General features: G+C 68.9%; 13 protein-coding genes and 1 pseudogene. 10 read left to right on the plus strand and 4 right to left on the minus strand.

The window, feature by feature from the left end; translation table 11 throughout:
- The first annotated feature begins 2 nt into the window (after positions 1-2).
- From chvE to ACZ5U5_RS04285, 5 genes and pseudogenes are all read left to right on the plus strand, one after another.
- Positions 3-1,121, plus strand: coding sequence for a multiple monosaccharide ABC transporter substrate-binding protein (gene chvE, locus ACZ5U5_RS04265; protein WP_469015992.1), 1,119 nt, complete (start codon positions 3-5; stop codon positions 1,119-1,121).
- Positions 1,118-2,677, plus strand: coding sequence for a multiple monosaccharide ABC transporter ATP-binding protein (mmsA, locus tag ACZ5U5_RS04270; protein WP_469015994.1), 1,560 nt, complete (start codon positions 1,118-1,120; stop codon positions 2,675-2,677). Before chvE ends, mmsA begins: the two co-directional genes overlap by 4 nt.
- Before the next feature lie 10 nt (positions 2,678-2,687).
- Entirely contained in the window at positions 2,688-3,917 is a 1,230-nt protein-coding gene (gene mmsB / locus ACZ5U5_RS04275) for a multiple monosaccharide ABC transporter permease (RefSeq protein WP_469015997.1), read from the plus strand.
- 33 nt (positions 3,918-3,950) lie between these two features.
- Positions 3,951-5,105 carry an aldose epimerase family protein gene (locus ACZ5U5_RS04280; RefSeq protein ID WP_469016000.1) on the plus strand — a complete coding sequence of 385 codons (1,155 nt, stop codon included), beginning with the start codon at positions 3,951-3,953 and terminating at the stop codon, positions 5,103-5,105.
- A 39-nt stretch (positions 5,106-5,144) separates the two neighbouring features.
- Positions 5,145-6,134 (plus strand): annotated as a pseudogene (locus tag ACZ5U5_RS04285) (glycoside hydrolase family 43 protein); the annotation flags it as partial.
- A gap of 77 nt (positions 6,135-6,211) precedes the next feature.
- Here the strand turns inward: ACZ5U5_RS04285 and ACZ5U5_RS04290 are convergent.
- Genes ACZ5U5_RS04290 through ACZ5U5_RS04300 form a run of 3 tightly spaced genes read right to left on the minus strand, consistent with a single transcriptional unit; the run spans position 6,212 to position 12,218 of the window.
- Entirely contained in the window at positions 6,212-7,042 is an 831-nt protein-coding gene (locus tag ACZ5U5_RS04290; protein WP_469016002.1) for a pectate lyase, read from the minus strand.
- Between the two features lie 32 nt (positions 7,043-7,074).
- Positions 7,075-9,345: an alpha-xylosidase gene (gene yicI, locus ACZ5U5_RS04295; protein ID WP_469016005.1), complete on the minus strand. Its 2,271-nt coding sequence runs from the start codon at positions 9,343-9,345 to the stop codon at positions 7,075-7,077.
- Positions 9,342-12,218 (minus strand): glycoside hydrolase family 3 C-terminal domain-containing protein, encoded by a 2,877-nt coding sequence (locus ACZ5U5_RS04300; RefSeq protein ID WP_469016007.1) that lies wholly within the window; start codon positions 12,216-12,218, stop codon positions 9,342-9,344. The genes yicI and ACZ5U5_RS04300 overlap by 4 nt, the downstream gene beginning before the upstream one ends.
- A gap of 253 nt (positions 12,219-12,471) precedes the next feature.
- Here ACZ5U5_RS04300 and ACZ5U5_RS04305 point away from each other — a divergent pair, with 253 nt between their 5' ends.
- Genes ACZ5U5_RS04305 through ACZ5U5_RS04325 form a run of 5 tightly spaced genes read left to right on the plus strand, consistent with a single transcriptional unit; the run spans position 12,472 to position 18,859 of the window.
- Positions 12,472-14,157, plus strand: a complete 1,686-nt coding sequence (locus ACZ5U5_RS04305) for an extracellular solute-binding protein (protein WP_469016010.1) — start codon at positions 12,472-12,474, stop codon at positions 14,155-14,157.
- Between the two features lies 1 nt (position 14,158).
- Positions 14,159-15,181 carry an ABC transporter permease gene (locus ACZ5U5_RS04310; protein WP_469016012.1) on the plus strand — a complete coding sequence of 341 codons (1,023 nt, stop codon included), beginning with the start codon at positions 14,159-14,161 and terminating at the stop codon, positions 15,179-15,181.
- Positions 15,178-16,104, plus strand: a complete 927-nt coding sequence (locus ACZ5U5_RS04315) for a carbohydrate ABC transporter permease (protein WP_399387842.1) — start codon at positions 15,178-15,180, stop codon at positions 16,102-16,104. Before ACZ5U5_RS04310 ends, ACZ5U5_RS04315 begins: the two co-directional genes overlap by 4 nt.
- 8 nt (positions 16,105-16,112) lie before the next feature.
- The gene (locus ACZ5U5_RS04320) at positions 16,113-18,149 is read left to right on the plus strand and encodes a beta-galactosidase (RefSeq protein WP_469016016.1); all 2,037 of its coding nucleotides are present in this window, start codon (positions 16,113-16,115) and stop codon (positions 18,147-18,149) included.
- Positions 18,146-18,859: a glycoside hydrolase family 12 protein gene (locus ACZ5U5_RS04325; RefSeq protein ID WP_469016018.1), complete on the plus strand. Its 714-nt coding sequence runs from the start codon at positions 18,146-18,148 to the stop codon at positions 18,857-18,859. Before ACZ5U5_RS04320 ends, ACZ5U5_RS04325 begins: the two co-directional genes overlap by 4 nt.
- Here ACZ5U5_RS04325 and ACZ5U5_RS04330 read toward each other — a convergent pair.
- The gene (locus ACZ5U5_RS04330) at positions 18,856-21,582 is read right to left on the minus strand and encodes an exo-rhamnogalacturonan lyase family protein (RefSeq protein ID WP_469016021.1); all 2,727 of its coding nucleotides are present in this window, start codon (positions 21,580-21,582) and stop codon (positions 18,856-18,858) included. The two genes, ACZ5U5_RS04325 and ACZ5U5_RS04330, sit on opposite strands and share 4 nt — an antisense overlap.
- Positions 21,583-21,600: the final 18 nt, after the last annotated feature.

The following is a 21,600-nucleotide window of genomic DNA, read 5'->3' on the forward strand; positions in this document are numbered from 1 at the left end:
CCATGAGAACCCGCATATCCCGCCTGCGGCTCACCGCCGCGGTGGCCGCCGTCGTACTCCTCGGCTCGCTGACCGCCTGCGGCCAGGAGGCCAAGGGCGGCAGCCGCTACCAGCCGGACGAGGGCAAGGGCAGCACCATCGGTCTCGCGATGCCCACCAAGTCCTCCGAGCGGTGGATAGCCGACGGCAACAACATGGCCGAGCAGTTCGAGAAGGCCGGCTACAAGACCGATCTGCAGTACGGCGACGACAAGGTCGAGAACCAGATCGCCCAGCTGGAGAACATGATCACCAAGGGGCGCAGTCTCCTGGTGGTCGCCGCCATCGACGGCTCCGCGCTCACCGAGGTCCTGCAGCGCGCGGCGGACGCGAACATCCCCGTGATCTCGTACGACCGCCTCATCCTCGGCACGGAGAACGTCGACTACTACGCGTCGTTCGACAACGAGCGCGTCGGCCGCCTGGAAGCCCAGTACATCGTCGACAAGCTGAAGCTGGGCAAGCCCGAGAAGGGCGGCGACGCGAAGAACATCGAGCTGTTCGCCGGTTCGCCGGACGACAACAACACCAAGTACTTCTGGAACGGCGCCATGAAGGTGCTTGAGCCGTACTTCAAGAGCGGTCAGCTCACCGTCCGCAGCAAGCAGACGAAGATGAACCAGGCGACCACGCTGCGCTGGGACGGCGGCACCGCGCAGAAGCGCATGGACGACCTGATCAGCAAGAACTACGGCTCCGCGAAGGTCGACGCGGTCCTCTCGCCGTACGATGGGATCTCGATCGGGATCATCTCCGCGCTGAAGAGCGCGGGTTACGGCTCCAAGAGCCAGCCCCTGCCGGTCATCACCGGGCAGGACGCGGAGCTCGCGTCGGTGAAGTCCATCATCCGCGGCGAGCAGACGCAGACGGTCTTCAAGGACACCCGCAAGCTGGCCAAGCAGACGGTGGCCATGGGTGACGCGGTCCTGAACGACAAGAAGCCCAAGGTCAACAACACCAAGGACTACAACAACGGCAAGAAGACCGTGCCGTCCTTCCTCCTCGACCCGGTCAGCATCGACAAGTCCAACACCCAACTCCTGGTCGACGAGGGTTACTTCAAGGCCGGGCAGCTCTCATGAGCGGGCCCGTACTGGAGATGCGCGGCATCACCAAGACGTTCCCCGGCGTCAAGGCGCTCTCCGACGTGAACCTGACCGTGGGCCCCGGGGAGATCCACGCGATCTGCGGCGAGAACGGCGCGGGCAAGTCGACGCTGATGAAGGTGCTCAGCGGCGTCCACGAGCACGGCAGCTACGACGGCGAGATCCACTTCGAGGGCCGGCAGATGGCCTTCAAGGACATCCGCGCCAGCGAGAAGCACGGCATCGTGATCATCCATCAGGAGCTGGCGCTCGTCCCGTATCTGTCCATCGCCGAGAACATCTTCCTCGGCAACGAACAGAGCACCCGCGGCTTCATCGACTGGAACGACACGCTGCGCAGGGCGAGCGCGCTGCTCAAGCGGGTCGGCCTGAACGAGAAGCCGCAGACCCCGGTCGCCGACATCGGTGTGGGCAAGCAGCAGCTGGTCGAGATCGCCAAGGCCCTGTCGAAGGAGGTGAAGCTGCTCATCCTCGACGAGCCGACCGCCGCCCTGAACGACGAGGACAGCGCCAAGCTCCTCGACCTCATCCTGGAGCTGCGCGACCAGGGCATCGCCTGCATCATCATCTCGCACAAGCTGAACGAGATCAGGGCCATCACCGACTCGGTGACGATCCTGCGCGACGGACAGACCATCGAGACCCTGACGGTGCGTGAGACGCCGTCCTCCGAACCGCAGGTGGCGGAGGACCGCATCATCCGCGGCATGGTCGGCCGCGACCTCGACCACCGCTTCCCCGACCGCACGCCCTACGAGGGCGAGGACGCCGGATCGCTCGCCCTGTCCGTCGAGGGCTGGACGGTGCGGCATCCGGTCGATCACCACCGCAAGGTCGTCGACGACGTGTCGCTCACCGTGCGGCGCGGCGAGATCGTCGGCATCGCGGGCCTGATGGGCGCGGGCCGCACCGAGCTCGCGATGTCCGTCTTCGGACGCTCCTACGGCCAGTACGTGACGGGCACGGTGGCCGTCGGCGGGCGCCAGGTCCTGACGAAGAACGTGCCCGCCGCGGTCGACGCGGGGATCGCGTACGTCACCGAGGACCGCAAGCAGTACGGCCTCAACCTCATCGACAACATCAACCGCAACATCTCCCTGGCCTCGCTCTCGGGCATGCGGCGCAAGGACGGCTTCGTCGACGAGCACAAGGAACGCTCCGTCTCCGAGCGCTACCGCAAGTCGATGAACATCAAGGCCCCCACCGTCTTCGAGCAGGTGGGGCGGCTCTCGGGCGGCAACCAGCAGAAGGTCGTCCTGAGCAAGTGGATCCACGCCGATCCCGAGGTACTGATCCTCGACGAGCCGACGCGCGGCATCGACATCGGCGCGAAGTACGAGATCTACACCGTCATCGACAAGCTGGCGGCCTCGGGCAAGGCGGTGCTGTTCATCTCCTCCGAACTGTCCGAGCTGCTCGGGATGTGCGACCGGATCTACACGATGGCCGAGGGCCGGCTGACCGGTGAGGTCGACCGCGCGGACGCCACCCAGGAACTCCTGATGCGCCACATGACCAAGAACAGAAGCTGAGGCATCCGCCATGACCACCACGACCACACCACCACGTGACGCGTCGTCCACGCCGTCCGCCAAGGAGTCCACGGGTGCTCTGCTGCTGCAGAGCGTGCGCTCCAACATGCGCCAGTACGGCATGCTCGTCGCCCTGGCCTTCATCGTCATCCTGTTCCAGATCTGGACCGACGGCACGCTGCTCCTGCCGAACAACGTGTCCAACCTGATCCAGCAGAACGGCTACATCCTCATCCTGGCCATCGGCATGATGATCGTCATCATCGCCGGCCACATCGACCTGTCCGTCGGCTCCCTGGTCGCCTTCGTCGGCGCCATGTCGGCGGTGATGATGGTCAAGCACGACATGCCCTGGGTGCTCGCGCTCGTCCTCTCGCTCCTCATCGGCGCGGTCGCGGGGGCGTGGCAGGGCTTCTTCATCGCCTATGTCGGCATTCCGTCGTTCATCGTGACCCTGGCCGGGATGCTGCTCTTCCGCGGTCTCACGCAGATCGTCCTGGAGGGCCAGTCGCTCTCGCCGTTCCCCGAGGGCTTCCAGAACATCGCCAAGGGCTTCATCCCCGAGATGGGCCCGTACACCCAGTACCACAACCCGACGCTGGTGCTCGGCTTCGTGACGGTCGCGTTCCTGCTGTTCCGCGAGTGGCGCAGCCGCAAGCAGCAGCTGGCCTACGACCTCGACGTGATGCCGACGGGCCTGTGGGTGACCAAGCTGGTGGCGGTCTCCGCCGCCGTCATCGCCTTCACGCTGACCCTCGCGAGCTTCCACGGCGTACCCGTGGTCCTCCTCATCATGTGCGGTCTGCTCATCACCCTCGGCTATGTGATGCGCAACGCGGTCGTCGGCCGTCACGTCTACGCGCTCGGCGGCAACAAGGCGGCGGCGAAGCTGTCCGGCGTCAAGGACAAGCGCGTCACCTTCCTGATCTTCGTGAACATGGGCGTCCTTGCCGCGCTCGCGGGCTGTGTGTACGCGGCACGCCTGAACGCGGGCACCCCGCAGGCGGGCCTGAACTTCGAACTCGAGGCCATCGCCGCCGCGTTCATCGGCGGTGCGTCGATGAGCGGCGGCGTCGGCACGGTGATGGGCGCCGTGATCGGCGGCCTGGTGCTCGGCGTCCTCAACAACGGCATGTCCCTGGTGAACATCGGTACCGACTACCAGCAGGTCATCAAGGGGCTCGTGCTGCTCGCCGCGGTCGGCTTCGACGTCTGGAACAAACGCAAGGTCGGTCGCTAGTCCTCTCCCCAACCTCCCTGTCTGGAGCCGCACATGGAAACGAGCAGACGCACCGTCCTCGCCTCGGCCGCCGCCGTGGGCCTCACTGCCGCCGGCGCGGGCACCTCGTACGCGTCACCGGGTTCCGGCCGTACGCCCACCAAGGAACTCTTCGGCAAGCTGGCCGACGGCACCAAGGTGTACCGCTGGTCCCTCGCCAACGGCGGCACCCGCATGAAGGTGCTCTCGTACGGCGGCATCGTGCAGTCCCTCGAACTGCCGGACCGCCGCGGCCGGTACACCAACGTGTCCCTCGGTTACGACACCATCGAGGCGTACGTCGCCGGGACCACCTTCTTCGGCGCGCTCATCGGCCGCTACGGCAACCGCATCGCCAAGGGCCGCTTCACCCTGGACGGCAAGACCCACCAGCTCTCCGTGAACGACGGCGAGAACAGCCTGCACGGCGGGGCCAAGGGCTTCGACACGCGGGTGTGGGACGTGGAGCCGTTCGTGGACTCCACAGGCGTGGGCGTTGTCCTGCGGTACGTGAGCGTCGACGGCGAGATGGGTTATCCGGGCACCTTGCGCGTGAAGGTGACGTACACCCTCACCGCTCGCGGTGACTGGCGCATCGACTACGCGGCGACCACGGACAAGGCCACCGTGGTGAACCTGACCAACCACACGTACTACAACCTCGCGGGCGAGGGCAGCGGCGACATCATGGGTCATGAACTCGCCCTGGCTGCCTCCCGGTTCACGCCCACCGACGCCGGTCTCATCCCGACGGGCGAGCTGGCGAAGGTGGCGGGCACGCCCTTCGACTTCCGGCGCGCGAAGACGGTCGGCGAGGACATCCGGGTCTCGCACCCTCAGCTGGTGACCGCCAAGGGCTTCGACCACAACTGGGTCCTGGACAAGGGCATCACCAAGCACCCCGAACACTTCGCGACGCTGCGGGACCCGGAGTCGGGACGCACCCTGAAGATCGCCACGACCGAGCCGGGCGTGCAGTTCTACTCCGGGAACTTCCTGGACGGCACCCTCACCGGGCCTTCGGGGCGCACCTACCGGCAGGGCGACGGCATGTGCCTGGAGACCCAGCACTTCCCGGACTCCCCCAACCAGCCGAAGTTCCCCTCGACGGTGCTGCGCCCCGGCCAGACCTACCGGTCCAGCACGGTGCACACCTTCTCGGCGCGCTGAGCCGTGCGCCCGAGAATTCTGATCCCGCTCCTGGCCCTGATGGCCGGTCTGCTCACAACGCCCGCGCACGCGGAGCCGGCCCATGCCAAGCAGAAGTACGCGGGCTACCTGTTCAGTTACTTCACCGGCGAAGGCACCGCGGACGGCGAGCAGATCCGCATGGCCCTCAGCCACGGCAACGACCCCACGCGGTACCGGGAGTTGAACGGCGGCAAGCCGGTGCTGACCTCGCAGCTCGGCACCAAGGGGCTGCGCGATCCGTTCATCATCCGCTCCCCGAAGGGCGACAAGTTCTACCAGATCGCCACCGACCTGCGGATGTACGGGGGCAGCGGCGGAAGTTGGGACCAGGTACAGCGCACCGGCAGCAGGTCCATCATGGTGTGGGAGTCCACCGACCTCGTCCACTGGACCGACCAGCGCCTGGTGCAGGTCGCCCCGGACACGGCGGGCAACACCTGGGCCCCGGAGGCGTATTACGACGAGAAGCAGAAGGCGTACGTCGTCTTCTGGGCCTCCAAGGTGTACGCCGCCGACGATCCGGACCACACAGGGTCGACGTACAACAAGATGCTGTACGCGACGACGAAGGACTTCCGCACCTTCAGCAGGACCAAGGTCTGGAACGACCCGGGATACTCGGTGATCGACTCGACGGTGGTCAAGGACGGCCGCGACTACTACCGCTTCACCAAGGACGAGCGTGACCCGGCTTCGGGCACTCCCTGCTCGAAGTTCATCACCGCGGAGAGGTCGCGGAGCCTGACGGACACGTCGTACGACTTCGTGGCCGACTGCATCGGCAAGGGAGTGATCGACCGGGGTGAGGGGCCCGCGGTGTTCAGGTCCAACACCGGGGACAAGTGGTACATGCTCATCGACGAGTTCGGCGGGCGCGGTTACGTCCTCTTCGAGACGACGGACCTCGCGTCGGGCGAGTGGACCGAGACGAAGAACGCCGGTCTGCCCCCGGGGGCCCGGCACGGCACGGTCCTGCCGGTGACGCGGGCCGAGTACGACCGGCTGCTCGGCACGTAGGCATCCGCGCTCCTGACAACGGCTCTGCGGCACGGCCCGATGTGGGCCCTGCCGCAGAGCCGTGCCGGCTACTTGTAGCTGATGTCCGCCGACGTGAACCTGCAGTGCTTGCCGTCGGGGCCCGTGCCTGTCTTGGGGGGTTCGGCGCCGGTGTCGTTGCCGGTGAAGCGGTCGCACGTGGCGATCTTCTTGCCGCTGTCGCCGTGAATGCGGATGTTGCGCAGCGCGGCCGTGTCACCGTAGTTGGTGTTGATGCCGACGATCGACTTGCCGGGAGCGGTGATGTCGACGTCGTTCACGATGATGTTCCGCTGGTACTGCTTGGAGCAGTTGCCGCAGGCCCGCACCAGCTTGCCGAAGTCGGAGACCTGGAACTTGGTGACGATCAGCTTGCCCGCGCCGTTGAACTGGAAGACCTTGTCGTCGGCCTTCTTCGCGCCACCGCCGTAGACGGTGTACGTCGAGCCCGCCGACGCCCCCTTGAAGGTGGCCGCGTCCTCGCCGACGTCCTCCCACCACACGTTCTGCAGCGTGCAGCTGCCCGAGCAGTGGACGCCGTCCGCGGCCGGGGAGCCGAGGATGACGTTCTTGAGTGTCGCGCCGTCCTTCAGCTTGAAGACCGGGTCCTGGCCCTCGTCCTGGCCGTCGCCGCCCAGGTCACCGGTGCCGTAGTGGCGCTTGAGGCCGCCGTCGTAGGTGCCGGAGACCTCGATGGTCTTGGACGTCGGCTTCTGGCCCTTGGCCTCGGGCCAGGCGGTCGCCGCGCCGGCGGTCGACATCATGGTGGTGGTGAGGAGGGCGGCGCCGGTCATGCCGAGTGCGGCGATGCCGCCGACGACGGCACGGCGCTTGGTGAGACCTCGGCGATGACGGACGCGCTTGTTCGCTCGTGGGGTCATGTTCCCGGATCATTCCTTCGGTGAGGGTCGGCTTACATGTCCCTGTCGCCGCCGCTCGCCGAAGGGTTGCCGCCCAGGTCCGGCCAATCCGCCGCCGTCCGCACCTCGAAGGGGCGTGCGCTCCCTTCCACCGTGACCTTGACCTGCGCGCCGTCCCGTGCGGCGCGGAAGACGGCCGCGGGCCGGCCCGCCAGATCCGGCACGGTGATCTGCGTGCCGTCCTGCATGTCCGGAGTGACCAGGAGAGTGAGGTCCTGGAGCCAGTCGCCGTCCGCGCGCTGGTCGTCGGAGCCCAGCGGGAGCAGCGCGCCGGGGCGCACGTACAGGGCGAGGCTGTCGAAGCCGTGGGTCTCCCGGCGCCAGCCCGGACCCTGGACCGTCTCGCCGGTCAGGAGGTGGGTCCAGGTGCCTTCGGGCACGTAGAACTCGACGTCGCCCTCGGCGGTGAAGACCGGGGCGACCAGGAGGTCGGGGCCGAGCATGTACTGGCGGTCCAGGGTGCGGCACGCCGGGTCGGCCGGGAACTCCAGGAGCATCGGGCGCATGACGGGGACGCCCGTGCGATGGGCCTCGACGGCGGCCGCGTACAGGTAGGGCATGAGGCGGTGCTTGAGCCGCGTGAACTTCCGGGCCACCTCGACGGCCTCGTCGCCGAAGGCCCACGGCACGCGGTAGGAGACGTTGCCGTGCAGCCGGCTGTGCGAGGACAGCAGTCCGAAGGCGAGCCAGCGCTTGAAGACCGCCGGGTCCGGAGTGCCCTCGAAGCCGCCGATGTCATGGCTCCAGAAGCCGAAGCCGGACAGCGAGAGGGAGAGGCCGCCGCGCAGCGACTCGGCCATGGCACCCAGCGAGGCGAAGCAGTCGCCGCCCCAGTGCACGGGGAACTGCTGGCCGCCGGCCGTCGCGGAGCGGGCGAACAGGACGGCTTCCCCCGGACCGCGCTCCTTCTCCAGGAGTTCGAAGACCGTGCTGTTGTAGAGCTGCGCGTAGTAGTTGTGCATGCGTGCGGGATCCGAGCCGTCGTGCCAGACGACGTCGGTGGGGACGCGTTCGCCGAAGTCCGTCTTGAAGCAGTCAACTCCTTGGTCGAGCAGGGTGCGCAGGTGGCCCGAGTACCACTCGCGGGCGGCCGGGTTGGTGAAGTCCACGAGGGCCATGCCGGGTTGCCAGAGGTCCCACTGCCAGATGTCGCCGTTCGGCCGCCTCACGAGGTAGCCCTCGGTGGCCGCCTCGGCGAAGAGTGCGGACTTCTGCGCGATGTACGGGTTGATCCACACGCTGACCTTCAGGCCGCGCTCGCGGAGCCTGCGCAGCATGCCTTCGGGGTCGGGGAAGACCTCGGGGTCCCAGCTGAAGTCGGTCCACTGGTACTCGCGCATCCAGAAGCAGTCGAAGTGGAAGACACCGAGCGGGATGTCGCGCTCGGCCATGCCGTCGACGAAGGCCGTGACGGTCTCCTCGTCATAGGGCGTGCAGAAGGAGGTCGTCAGCCACAGGCCGAACGACCAGGCGGGAGGCAGCGCGGGGCGGCCGGTCAGCGCGGTGTAGCGGCGCAGGACGTCCTTGGGGGTGGGTCCGGCGATGACGAAATACTCGATCGACTGGTCCTCGACGCTGAACTGGACCTGCCCGACGGACTCGGAGCCGATCTCGTACGAGACCTTGCCGGGGTGGTTGACGAAGACGCCGTAGCCCCGCGAGGACAGGTGGAAGGGGATGTTCTTGTAGGCCTGCTCGCTGCTGGTGCCGCCGTCGGCCTGCCAGATGTCGACGTTCTGGCCGTTCTTGACGTACGGGGTGAAGCGTTCGCCGAGGCCGTAGATGTACTCCCCGACGCCCAGGGCGAGTTGGCCGATCATGTGGTGGCTGCCGTCGGGTGCGGTGGCGAAGCCGGTGCCCCTGCGCTCGACGGCCGTCAGCCGCCGCCGGTCGGCGTCGAGGAATTCGAGCCCCCAGGGTTCGTCGCTGTCGAGGCGTACGGTGAGCGGTCCGCTGGTGAGTTCGGTGACCGTGCCCTCGCGTTTCACGCGCCCCGCGCCTTCGGTGGAGTTCAGGCCGAACTCCGGTCCGTGCGCCGCCTTTCCCGCGTGATGTGTCGCCCGTACGCCGATCACGCCCTCGGCGGGCGAGAAGCATTCGACGGTGACGAGCGGCGTGTTGAGGGTGTCGCCGCGCTCGCGGACCCGGTGGACGGCGGCGTACGCGGTGAACCGTCCCTCACCTTCACGCACCTCGCGCACGTCGGTCGCGTACGAGGCGCGCACCCCGTCACGCATCAGCCAGAAGCCGTCGGTGAACTTCATGCGGTCTCCCTCGGCCGGGCGGTGGTGCCGGTGGTGGCGGTGAAGGTGAGCCGGGCGAGCCGCAGAGGGCCGCGCAGCCGCACGCGCAGATCGCGCACTCCGGAGACGGTGAAGCCGGAGGTGAGCGTGGCGTAGTCGTAGGTGCCGCCGGTCGCGGGGACGGTGACGGTGGTGGCGGTGCTGCCTGAGATGAGGTCGACGGCCCCGGACCCCGCGGCCTCGACCGACACACTGCTCACTCCCTCGCCGAAGTCGCAGGCTCGGAAGAGGAGTTCGCCCGTACCGTCGTCCAGTGACCGTACGGCGTCGCCCGACGTCCTGGCGCGGTCCACGATCTCGGTCCCGTGCTGTACGTCGTAACCGGTCGCCGCGAGACCCGCACCCCGCACCGGCCTCGCGGCGATCGGGGCGCCGTCGACGTCCACGGTGGCGCTGAGCCGGATGTCGGCGCTGGAGGCCCCGGCCTGGATCTCGTACGCGCCGGGCGCCAGGGCCCAGCGGTCGTGCCGCACATCCCAGAACCCCAGTTCGGCCAGGGGCAGTTGGAACTCCAGACGGCTGGAGGCTCCGGCCGCGAGATGGACGCGGCGGTGCCCGGCGAGCTGCCGGTGCGGCAGGGCGAAGAGCGAGGCGGCCTCCCGGGGCGCCCGCGTGTAGAGCTGGGCGACCTCGTCCGCGGCGCGGGACCCGGTGTTGGTGACGGTGAACGCGACGTGCAGCCGCTCCCCTTCGCGGGCGACCACCAGGTCCTCGTACGCGAAGGAGGAGTAGCCCAGGCCGTGCCCGAAGGGGTAGAGCGGGGTTCCGTCGAAGTAGAGGTAGGTCTGCCGGGAGCCGATGATGTCGTAGTCGAGCAGGTCCGGCAGGTCGGTGTCCGCGGCGTACCAGGTCTGGGGTAGGCGCCCGGCCGGGGACACGTCACCCGCGAGCACCCGGGCGAGCGCGGCGCCCGCGGCCTGGCCGCCGTGCGCGGTCCACAGCAGTGCGGGGAGCTGGGTGTGGGCGTCGGCGACCGCGTACGGGTAGGCGGAGACCAGGGCGAGGGCGGTGCGGGGGTTGGCGGCGCGGGCGGCGCGCCACAGGCGTCCCTGGTGGGGCGGCAGGGCGAGCGTGGTGCGGTCCTCGGTCTCGCGGCCGTTGATGTGGGGGTCGTTCCCGGCGACGACGATCACCGCGTCGGCCTCCGCCGCCGCACGGGCCACGGCGTCCTCGCCGCGCTCCAGGTAATCGACGGTGAAGACCTGCGGCTCGTCGGCAACCTTCACGCCGTCGGCGGCGACAGAGACGTACCCACCCGTCCCTGTGTGCACGATGAGGTACCCGTCCCCGTGGCCGACCAGCGCGAATGTCTCCTGTACGACCCAGCCACCGGGCTGGTCCGCCGACGCGCGCACGAAGCCGTCGTCGGCGACCGAGAGGTAGCGGCCGTCGGGGGCGCGCAGGGTCCAGGCGCCGCCTCCCCAGTCGACGAGGGCGAACTCGGTGGGCTCGGGGCCGCAGGTCAGCGGGGGCAGGTCGGTACGGCCGGCGAGCAGTGCCGGGTCCAGGGCGATCCCGGCGCCGCCGGTCCGCTCATCCTCCGCGTGGTGCGGCACCTGGAGCCAGCCGGCCGCGCATTTCAGGCGCACCCGGTCGACGCCTTCGGTGGAGGTGACCCTGTCCGCGCCTTCGGCGCCGAAGCGCTCGCGCAGCCCGTCGAGGGGGGTGCTGCGGTGGATCAGGGTGCCGCTGTACCAGTCGGTCTTGCACTCGTCGGCGAGGAGTCCGACGACCGCGATCCGGGTCCCTTCGTCCAGCGGGAGCAGCCCGTCGTTCTTCAGAAGGACGACCGCCTGCTCGGCCGCCTCCTGGGCGAGCGCGCGGTGTCCGGGGGTGTCGAAGGCGTGCGACGCCGGGTCCGCGTACGGTCCCTGGCCGGGGTCGAACTCGCCGAGCCGGAAGCGGACGGACAGCTGACGGCGGACCGCCGTGTCGATGTCCTTCTGGGTCAACAGGCCCTGCTCCAGGGCTCTTTGTATGCGTCCGGTGATGATGCTCGCGTCGGTGCCGTGGTCGGTGAAGCTGTCCACGCCCGCGACGAGCGCCGCCGCGGTGGCCTCCTCGTGGGTGTCGTAGTACTTCTCGGAGTCCACGAGGTTGCTGGGCGCGCCGGCGTCGGAGCAGACAAGAAGTTCCTGGTCGGTCCAGGTGCGCAGGTGCTCGCGGAGGTAGGGCGAGAGGTGGTTGGGGCGGCCGTTGACCAGGTTGTACGCGGGCATCACCCCGGCCACGGAGCCCGCCTCGACGGCGGCACGGAAGGCGCGCAGGTCGTACTCGTGCAGGACGCGTGGGCGCACGGAGGCGGACGACGTGTCCCTGCGCGTCTCGTTGTTGTGGGCCAGCCAGTGCTTGAGCACGGGGGCGGTGCGCCAGTGGTGCGGATGGTCGCCGCGCAGGCCTCGGGTGTACGCGACGGCCATCGCGGAGGTGAGCCGGGGGTCCTCCGAGTAGCCCTCCTCGTTCCTGCCCCACAGCGGGTGGCGCAGGAGGTTCACGGTGGGCGCCCACAGGTTGAGGCCGACGCGGTCGTCCCGCGCGCGCATGGCGCGCGCCTCGGTGGCGACGGCCTGGCCGACGCGGCGGACGAGGTCGTCGTTCCAGGTGGCGCCGAGCCCGACGGCCTGCGGGAAGACGGTGGCGGGGCCCATCCAGGCGACGCCGTGCAGGGCCTCCTGTCCGGTGCGGAACGGGGCGATGCCCAGTCTTTCGACGCCGGGCGTGAACTGATGCAGGAGCGCGACGCGTTCGTCGGTGGTCAGCCGCGACAGCAGGTCGTCCACGCGCTGGTCCAGGGGCAGTTCGGGGTCACGGAAAGGCTGCGGGCTTGCGGTCACGTGCGGATCCCCTTGGCGAGCGGCGGGCACGGTGGAAGTGACTCGTGGTCATTCTTCGGCTTGTTCTTCGGCTTGTTCTTCGAAGCGCTTCGATGCTCGGCGCAGCTCAAGCCGATGTCAAGGCGGCATTCGCGCAACACCTCTTGTTACAGCCCAGGCCTTCACTTAACCTCGCAGCAATATCGAAGCGCTTCGAAAGCCGACCGGCGGTGACCGCCGTGTGTCCGGGCACGCGCCACGAAGGGTTGACGCAATGACGCCGAACTCCCTCTCCAGCAGCTCTCGTTCGAGCCGGAGATCTTTCCTCGCCTCCTCGGGCCTCGCCGCGATCGCGGTGGCCGGCGGAGCGCCTCTGCTCGCGGCCTGCGGAGGCAGCGGGTCGAAGAACGAGGGCACCACGACGGGGAAGAAGCTCAAGGACCTGCTCCCCGCGTACACCGCGTCGCAGCTCGTCAGCCCGGACATCCCCGCCAAGAACGGCTCGGCGGCAGGCTTCACCAAGGCCCTGCCAGCGGCGCAGCTGAAGACGTCTGTGCCGCAGAAGCTGGGCACGGGCGGCGAGTTCACCGTCATGGCACCGATCTGGGGGAACGTCCCCAAGCAGGGCAACCCCTACTGGACGGCGATGGACGAGGCGGCCGGTGTCCGCGTCAAGTGGCAGAACCAGCAGGGCGACACGTACGGCCAGAAGTTGGGGGCCGTCCTCGCCTCCAGTGGCGTCCCGGACGCCGTTGTCGTGCCCGGCTGGGAGCTGACCGGCAAGATACCGAGCGCCATCGCCAACAAGTTCCTCGACCTCGGGCCGTACTTGAGCGGCGACAAGGTCAAGGAGTACCCGAACCTCGCGGCGATCCCGAGCGGCGCCTGGCAGCGCTCCATCTTCGGCGGCAAGCTGCGCGGCCTGCCGATGCCGTCCGCGACCACCCCGAACATCGCGCCGTTCTACCGGAGCGACCTCTTCGAGAAGGAGGGGCTCGAAGCACCCACCAGCGCCCAGGAGTTCTACGACCTGTGCAAGGAGCTCAACGCCCCCAAGAGCAAGGTGTGGGCGTGCGGTGACATGTCCTGGGCCGCCTGGAACGTCTTCGGGGTGCTGCCCGAGAAGCCGTACTACTGGAAGCTCGTCGACGGCAAACTGGTCAACCGCTACGAGACCGACGAGTATCTCGAAGCCCTGGAGTGGTCGCGCAAGCTCTACTCGGCGGGCTTCGTCCACCCCGACGCGAAGGCCGAGACCGGCAGCATCGGCGACCTGTGCGCCGCGGGCAAGGTCTGGATGTACTGCCAGGACCTCTCCGACTGGTACGGCAAGGCGGCCGTGCAGCGCGTGGACAACAAGAAGTTCCGGATGGAGGCCTTCGACTACTTCGCCGCCGACGGCGGAGCACCGACGCTGTACGCGCGGCCGCCGGCCGACATCTGGACGTTCATCAGCGAGAAGGCCGACGAGAAGACCGTTCGCGACATCCTCGCCCTCGCCAACTTCACGGCCGCGCCCTACGGCTCCAAGGAGCAGCGCCTTCGCATGTACGGCGTCGAGGGTGTCCACCACACGTACGAGGACGGTGTCCTCACCAAGAACGGCAAGGGCAACAACGAGGTCTTCTCGACGTACGAGTACCTGGCGTCGCCCGCGCCCTTCGTCGCCTATCCCGATCTGCCGGACGTCACCGAGGGCATGGTCGGGTGGCAGCAGCGCCAGGGCGGGCACACGAAGAAGCCGCTCTTCCACGGCATGATGATCATCGAGCCGACCCGGTACACCGAACTGAACGCCGAGTTCGAGGACCTGGAGAAGGACATCGTGCGGGGCCGCAAGAAGGTCTCCGACATGCAGCAGGCGGCTTCGGACTGGAAGTCGGGCGGCGGCGACAAGCTGCGCGACTGGTACAAGAAGCTGCTCGACGAGACCGGGGCGACCGGCGACTCGGCGTCCTGACATGGCACAGAGCACCGCTCACGCGCGCGACGAAACCCGGACGGCGCCCGAGCCGCCGACCGAAGCCGCGCCCCCCGCCAAGAAGAAGGCGCCACCCCGCGTCCCGCTGCGGCACCGGCTGCGCCGCGACCGCGTACTGCTCCTGATGGTGCTGCCCGCGCTGCTGCTCCTCCTTGTCTTCAACTACGTACCGCTGATCGGCAACGTCGTCGCCTTCCAGGACTACGACCCCTACATCGCCGACAACGCGTTCCAGGCGATGACACAGAGCCCCTGGGTCGGCGTCGAGCACTTCCGGCACATGGTCGAGGACCGGCTGTTCTGGCAGGCGGTCAGGAACACCCTGGCGATCTTCGCGATCCAGCTGACGCTGTTCTTCCCGCTGCCGATCGCGCTCGCGCTGTTCATCAACAGCTTCGTGCGCCCCCGGGTGCGGGCGGTCGCGCAGGCGATCCTCTATCTGCCGCACTTCTTCTCCTGGGTCCTGGTCATCACGGTCTTCCAGCAGATGTTCGGCGGCGCGGGCCTGGTCGCGCAGGTCTTGCGGGACCACGGGCACGAGGGCTTCGATCTGATGACCGACCCGGGCCTGTTCAAGTTCCTGGTCACCTTCGAGATGGTCTGGAAGGACGCGGGCTGGGGCGTCATCGTCTTCCTCGCCGCACTCGCCGCCGTCAGCCCCGACCTGTACGAGGCCTCGGCGATGGACGGCGCGAACCGCTGGCGGCGCATGTGGCACATCCAGCTGCCCGCCCTGCGCCCGGTGGTGGCTCTGCTCCTCGTGCTCCAGGTCGGCAACGCGCTCACGGTCGGCTTCGAGCAGATCCTGCTCCAGCGCACCGCCGTGGGCCCCACGGCATCCGAGGTCCTCGACACCTATGTGTGGAACACCGGCTTGGACAACGGCAACTTCGGATACGGCGCCGCCATCGGCATCGTCAAGGGCGTCTTCGGCCTCCTTATGGTGCTCGGCGCCAACAAGGCCGCCCACCTCATGGGCGAGCAGGGGGTGTACAAGCGGTGAGCGTGCTCAACTTCGGCATCAAGCCGGGCAGCAGGACCGGTCTGCGTCCGGTGTGGGAGGAGCCCCCGACACGGGCCGGCCTCGCCACCAAGGGCGTGACACTGACCCTGGTCTGTCTGGCGGTCCTCTTCCCGGTGTGGGTGGTGGTCGTCACCAGCCTCTCCTCGGTCAGGACGATCACCGAGACCGGCGGCCTGGTGGTGATCCCCCGGGGTGTCACCTTCGTCCACTACCAGGAGCTGCTCGGCGGCGGCCAGGTGTCGCGGGCCACGCTGGTCAGCGTGGGCGTCACGGTGGTCGGCACGCTCTTCAGCATGGTGGTGTCCGTCCTGTGCGCGTACGGCCTCTCGCGCCCGGGGTCGGTCCTGCACCGCCCGATCCTGCTGCTTGTCGTCGCCACGATGTTCTTCGGCGCCGGGCTCATCCCCACCTACCTGGTGGTGCAGGGCCTCGGGCTCACGGACACCTATCTGTCGCTGATCCTGCCGAGCGCCCTGAACGTCTTCAACATCCTCGTCCTTCGCGCGTTCTTCATGGGCACGGCCCAGGAGCTGATCGAGAGCGCCCGCATCGACGGGGCCGGTGACCTGCGCATCCTGTGGCGGATCGTCATGCCCCTGTCCCGCGCGGTCATCGCGGTCATCACCCTGTTCTACGCGGTGGGCTACTGGAGCGCCTGGTTCAACGCGTCGATCTACCTGAGCGACCCGGACATGATGCCGCTGCAGAACGTCATGCAGCAGCTGGTGATCAAGCAGCAGCGGCCGACGGGCCTGAGTCAGGCGATCAACACCGGACATCTGTCGCCGCTCGCCATCCAGATGGCTGTGATGGTCCTCGCGCTGCTGCCTGTCGCCGTCCTCTCGCCGTTCGTGCAGCGGCATTTCAAGCAGGGCATGCTCACCGGCGCAGTGAAGGGCTGACCTCACCGATGCCTTCCCTCGACGACACCACCCGCGGCCGGATCCTGTTCGGCGGCGACTACAACCCCGAGCAGTGGCCCGAGGAGGTCTGGTTCGACGACGTACGCCTGATGCGCGAGGCCTCGGTCAACTCCGTCACCGTCGGGGTCTTCTCCTGGGCGCGTCTCGAACCGCGCCCAGGTGCACGGGAGTTCGGCTGGATGGACCGGCTGATGGACCTGCTGCACGCGCACGGCATCGGCGTCATCCTCGCCACCCCGACCTCCGCGCCCCCGCCCTGGCTCGGCCGACTCCACCCCGAGACGCTGCCGAGGGACGAGAACGGGCAGATCGAGTGGTGGGGATCGCGCCAGCACTTCGCACACTCCAGCGCCGTCTACCGCAGCTACGCCGCCGCGATCACCGAGGACCTGGCGGCACGGTACGCGCACCACCCCGCGCTCACGATGTGGCACATCAACAACGAGTACTGCACCTACGACTGGGGCGACGAGGCGGCGGCCGCGTTCCGCCGCTGGCTCCGGGCGAAGCACCCCTCGATCGACGCGCTCAACTCGGCCTGGGGAAGCGCCTTCTGGGGTCAGGGTTACGGCAGGTGGGCGGAGATCCTGCCGCCCCGCCGCGCCCACTACCTGAAGAATCCCGCCCAGGTGCTCGACTTCAAGCGCTTCACGTCCGATGCCCTCCTCGAATGCTTCCACGCCGAGCGGGACATCGTCACCGCGCACACCCCGCACCTGCCGGTCACCACCAACTTCATGCCGATGTGGTCGGGGCAGGACGCGTGGACGTGGGCCACGCAGGAGGACGTCGTCTCCGTCGACATCTACCCCGACCCCAAGGATCCGCTCGGCGCCCAACAGGGCGCCCTGGTACAGGACATGACCCGTTCGCAGGCGCGCGGCGGCCCGTGGATGCTGATGGAGCAGGCGGCGGGGCCGGTGAACTGGCGCGGCGTGAACCATCCCAAGCCGCGCGGCCTGAACCGCCTCTGGTCCTGGCAGGCGGTGGCACGCGGTGCGGACGCCGTCTGCTACTTCCAGTGGCGCCAGTCCCGGCAGGGCGCGGAGAAGTTCCACTCCGGGATGCTGAGCCACGCGGGCGAGCACGGCCGCACCTTCCAGGAGGTCAAGGAGCTGGGCGCCGAGCTGGCCCGGGTGGGCCCCGAGGTGGCGGGCAGCCGCGTCATCGCCGAGGTGGCCGTCCTGCACGACTGGGACTCCTGGTGGGCGAGCGGCCAGGAGGGCCGTCCCTCTTCCCTGGTCGATCACGCGCAGGTGCTCGGCGCCTGGCATCGCGCGCTGTGGGAGGCGAACACCCCCGTCGACTTCGCCCACCCCGAGCACGATCTGACCCCGTACCGCCTGGTCGCCGTGCCGCACCTCTATCTCCTCACCGACGCCGCGATCGACAACCTCCTGACGTACGTGCGCGACGGGGGCACCCTCGTCTGCGGCTTCCTCACCGGCGTCGCCGACGCGGACGACCGGGTGCGGCCGGGCGGGATGGACGCCCGGCTCCGCACACTGTTCGGCATCCGCACCGTGCACGAATGGTGGCCGCTGGAGGCCGGGGAGAGCGTGGACTGCGGGGAGTTCACCGGCACCCTCTGGTCGGAGGAGCTGCAGGCCGACGACAACGCGAAGACGATCGCCGCCTACCGGGGCGGCGAACTCGACGGTCTTCCCGCGCTGCTGCGCCGCGACCGCGCCTGGTACCTGTCCACGCTCCCCGAGCCCGAGGCCCTGCGCGAGCTGCTCGCGCGCGTGGCCGCCGAAGCAGGCGTACGGCCCCCTCTCGCAGGCCTCCCCCGCGCGGTGGAGGCCGTACGCCGTGGCGACCTCCTGTTCCTTCTGCACCACGGCCGCGAGCAGGTGACCGTGCCCCTGCCCGGCCCGCACCTCGATCTGCTGACCGGCCGCGCGGCCGAGGGTGCGATCACCCTGGGCCGCCACGGTGTGGCCGTCCTGCGCCCCACCGTCCAAGACGACCGCGGTTCCGCCCCGGACCCACGGCGCTCCCCCCACCCTGGAGACGACACATGACACGACACCCCCGCCGCACCCTCACCCGCCTGCTGCTCGCCCCCGCCCTGGCGGCGGGCGCGGTGCTCGGCATGGCTTCCGCCCCCGCGCAGGCCGCCGTCTGGAGCTCCTGCGACCAGTGGGGCAACACCAGCCTGAACGGCTACACCCTCTACAACAACATCTGGGGCTCGGGCGCGGGCAGCCAGTGCATATCGGCGGACTCGGGCACGAAGTGGAGCGTGCGCGCCGACCACCCGAACACCAGCGGCATCAAGTCCTACCCGAACTCCAAGAAGGTCATCGGCAAGCCCGTCGACTCGCTGTCCTCGCTGAAGAGCTCGTACGACGTCAAGGTCCCGTCGGCGGGCGACTACAACTCCTCGTACGACATCTGGGACACCGACTACGACTACGAGATCATGCTCTGGGTCAACTACAACGGGAACGTCGGCCCCCTCGGCACCGCCCAGGGCACCGCGAGCCTGGGCGGTCACACCTGGGCGGTCTACAAGGGCACCAACGGCGCCAACGAGGTGTTCTCCTTCCTGCGCACCTCCGACTCCTCGTCCGGGTCCGTCGACATCCTCCCGATCCTCAAGTGGATCAAGAACACCAAGGGCTGGATGGGCAACGAGACCATCGGCGACGTGCAGTTCGGCTACGAGATCAGCGGCTCGGCCGGCGGCCTCGACTTCACCACCAACTCCCTTACCGTGTCCGGCGGTTAGCCGGGGAGCTCGTCGCCGACCAGGGCGAGGTTCTGGATGGCGGCGAGCCCGAACAGCGCGGTCTCGTTGGTGTTGATCCGCAGGTTCTCGTATCCGGGCTCCAGGACCGCAGGGCCCTCCAGGTCCGTCTTGGCCCAGCTCATCGCCTTCGTGTAGCCGTCGCTTTCGTGGAACTTCTGCCAGGCGCGTGCCGCGAGCTTCTCGTCCTCCAGCTGAGAAGCGGCGTACGCGTCCTGGCGGGAGTGCCCCTGGAAGAGCAGCAGGCTGCCGAAGTCCTTGCCGTAGCGCTCCTTCTGCTCGGCCTTGGTGGCGTTGAAGTAGCGGCAGTAGTCCAGCCACGCCTCCTTGAACTTCGGCTGGTCCACCAGGTCGATGAGTTCGGCGCACATCTCGACCAGGCCGAACATCGCCGACAGGTGCGAGACGTTCACGGCGGGCTCGGCGGCCACCGCGAACTTCCCGGTGTCCAGGTCGTAGAGGCCACTGCCCTGGACGAAGCCGTTGGGTTGGGCGGCGATGGTCTCCATGGTGGAGCGCAGACGGGTCTCGGCCTTGGCCGCCTTGGGGCCGCCGCGTTCCCATTCCGTGAGCCAGGCCGCGGCGAGGCCGCTCCAGTCGGTACCGAAGCCGATGGACAGGGCGTTGCGGTCAGGTTCGTACGGCTCGGTTCGGATCTTGCGCAGGGGGTCGAGGACGAGGAACGTCTCGTCGGAGTCGACCAGGGAGTGCATCAGGTCGCCGACCCGCTCGTCGGCGGTGAGGAAGTAGTAGGGGCGGCGGTAGACGGCCGTGGAGATCCGCTGCTGCTTCGCACTGTCCGCGAAGTGCTGCACGCCGTGCCGGGTGCCCAGGCCCGCCCACTTGCCGAGGTGGTAGGAGTCGACCTCGCCGGTGTGCCGGGTCATGGCCTCGGCGAAGCGGAAGATGTCGGCGCGGCCCGAGCGCAGGTAGGCGTACCAGAGCCACAGGTCGGGCGAGAGCTCGGAGTTGTCCCAGGCGTAGCCGCCGACGTCGTACCGCCACTGGTGACGGTCCTCGTCGTAGGTGTGCATGATGTCGCCGTAGTCCCAGAAGCCGTACCAGCGGCGCTGCTCGGCCTGGTCCTTGTAGTACGTGAAGAGGAAGTCGAGGTGGTCCTCGATCGTCGCCTTCGCGGGCGTGGAGCGGTCGACGGGCGAGAAGAGACCGCCGAAGACGCCCGTCTTCGTCACGTGTTCGGGGGCGGCGGCCAGCTGGGGCGGAGTACGGACGGCGGCGGCCTGGTCGACGAGGGTGGCCGCCGAGGGCGTGGCCGCGTTCGCCCAGAACATCAGCTCGCTGGTGCGGGCGATGCCGTACGGGGTACCGAAGCCGGGTTCGTAGTCCTCGTAGGTGATGTTGAGGCCCTCGATCTGCTCGGGGTAGGTGTCCTGGCCCATGCCGTCGTGGTACGTGCGCAGGTCCATCGGCTGCGCCTCGGGCGACCAGAGCCAGAGGGTGACCTCGGCCTCGTCACCGGCGGCGCCCCGGATGTCGAGCTGGGCGGGGTGCTTCTCCCAGAAGTCGCGCAGGCCGAAGGAGAACCCGCCGCCGGCCCCGCCGACGTACCCGAATCCGCTCGCCCGACCGCCGCCTCCCGCCGTGATCCAGGTGTGCCCCGGCTTGGTCCGCTTGCGCAGGGTGAACCCGTCGGCGGAGAGCTGGGCGAGGGTGTAGTCGCCCCAGGTGGGGATGTACTGCAGGCGGGTGGTGACGCGCTGGTCCCAGGTCGCCGGGTCCGGCAGCTTCTCGCCCTTGACCTGGGCGGTGCGGATCGCGGCGCCCGGGTCGCGGCGCAGGCCCGTGATCCCTTTGACCGCTTCGGTCAGGAAACCCTTGCCCTCGCCCGCGATGCGGATGTGCCGGTCGTACGCCGCGTCGCGCATCGGCACGCTGAAGCGGACACCCAGACCGCGGATGAAGTCCTTCTCCGCGTCGCCGTCGTAGGTGATGGTGTGCACCATGCGGAAGGAGTCGGCGCCCGCGTAGAAGTAGAGCCGCACGCTGAAGGGCAGCCAACTGCGGCTTCCCCTGCGGTGCTTGCCGTCGATGCGGACCACGGCGCGTACCGGACCGTCCTGCTCGGCCTTGGCCCCGCTGATCTCACCGTCGAAGCGGTCCCACTTGGCGTTGCCTCGGTCGCCGTCGTCCAGGTCGCCCTGCCGGAGCAGAACGAGCCGCCCGTCGGTGGCGATCTTCACGCCGTCGCGTGTGACGGACTCGACGAGCCGCTCGCCGTCCTTGGCGATGACGGCCTTGATGACGCCGGTGTCGACGGTGATCGCCCGACGGGTCTCGGTGACCTCGACCTTCTTGTCCGGTGCGGCGGAAGCCCCCGCCTTGAGGGTGAACTTCTCGGTGCCTGCCGCCGCCGGGCCCACCGCGTGGGCGCTCCACTTGAGCGAGCCGTCGGGCCAGTGGGCCGTCTCCCAGGTCTGTACGGGAACGTCCTTGCCGTCGGCGGTGGCGAGGGCGAACTTCTGCCCGGCGGGGTGGGCGCCCTTGGGCCACGGGACGCCGAAGGTGGAGCCCGGCGCGGCGCCGAGCCCGCCCTTCTCCAGCCAGCCGATGCCGACGGGCCCTTCGTCCGCCACCGCACCGGGTGCCGCCTCGGCGTCGCCACGGCCGAGCACCCGGCTGAACTGCGCGGCGGCACCGGCCACGGCGGCGGCCTTGAGCAGGGACCTGCGGGGGATCGGAGACATGGTGGTCCTTTCTCGTTG

The organism is Streptomyces sp. NPDC033177, assembly GCF_055577715.1.

What these genes read in the sequence shown, in the direction of transcription:
- mmsA (WP_469015994.1), top strand. Translation starts at nt 1,118, where the DNA reads ATGAGCGGGCCCGTACTGGAGATGCGCGGCATCACCAAGACGTTCCCC.
- ACZ5U5_RS04325 (WP_469016018.1), top strand. Translation starts at nt 18,146, where the DNA reads ATGACACGACACCCCCGCCGCACCCTCACCCGCCTGCTGCTCGCCCCC.
- ACZ5U5_RS04310 (WP_469016012.1), top strand. Translation starts at nt 14,159, where the DNA reads ATGGCACAGAGCACCGCTCACGCGCGCGACGAAACCCGGACGGCGCCC.
- ACZ5U5_RS04280 (WP_469016000.1), top strand. Translation starts at nt 3,951, where the DNA reads ATGGAAACGAGCAGACGCACCGTCCTCGCCTCGGCCGCCGCCGTGGGC.
- ACZ5U5_RS04320 (WP_469016016.1), top strand. Translation starts at nt 16,113, where the DNA reads ATGCCTTCCCTCGACGACACCACCCGCGGCCGGATCCTGTTCGGCGGC.
- chvE (WP_469015992.1), top strand. Translation starts at nt 3, where the DNA reads ATGAGAACCCGCATATCCCGCCTGCGGCTCACCGCCGCGGTGGCCGCC.
- ACZ5U5_RS04290 (WP_469016002.1), bottom strand. Translation starts at nt 7,042, where the DNA reads ATGACCCCACGAGCGAACAAGCGCGTCCGTCATCGCCGAGGTCTCACC.
- ACZ5U5_RS04330 (WP_469016021.1), bottom strand. Translation starts at nt 21,582, where the DNA reads ATGTCTCCGATCCCCCGCAGGTCCCTGCTCAAGGCCGCCGCCGTGGCC.
- mmsB (WP_469015997.1), top strand. Translation starts at nt 2,688, where the DNA reads ATGACCACCACGACCACACCACCACGTGACGCGTCGTCCACGCCGTCC.
- yicI (WP_469016005.1), bottom strand. Translation starts at nt 9,345, where the DNA reads ATGAAGTTCACCGACGGCTTCTGGCTGATGCGTGACGGGGTGCGCGCC.
- ACZ5U5_RS04305 (WP_469016010.1), top strand. Translation starts at nt 12,472, where the DNA reads ATGACGCCGAACTCCCTCTCCAGCAGCTCTCGTTCGAGCCGGAGATCT.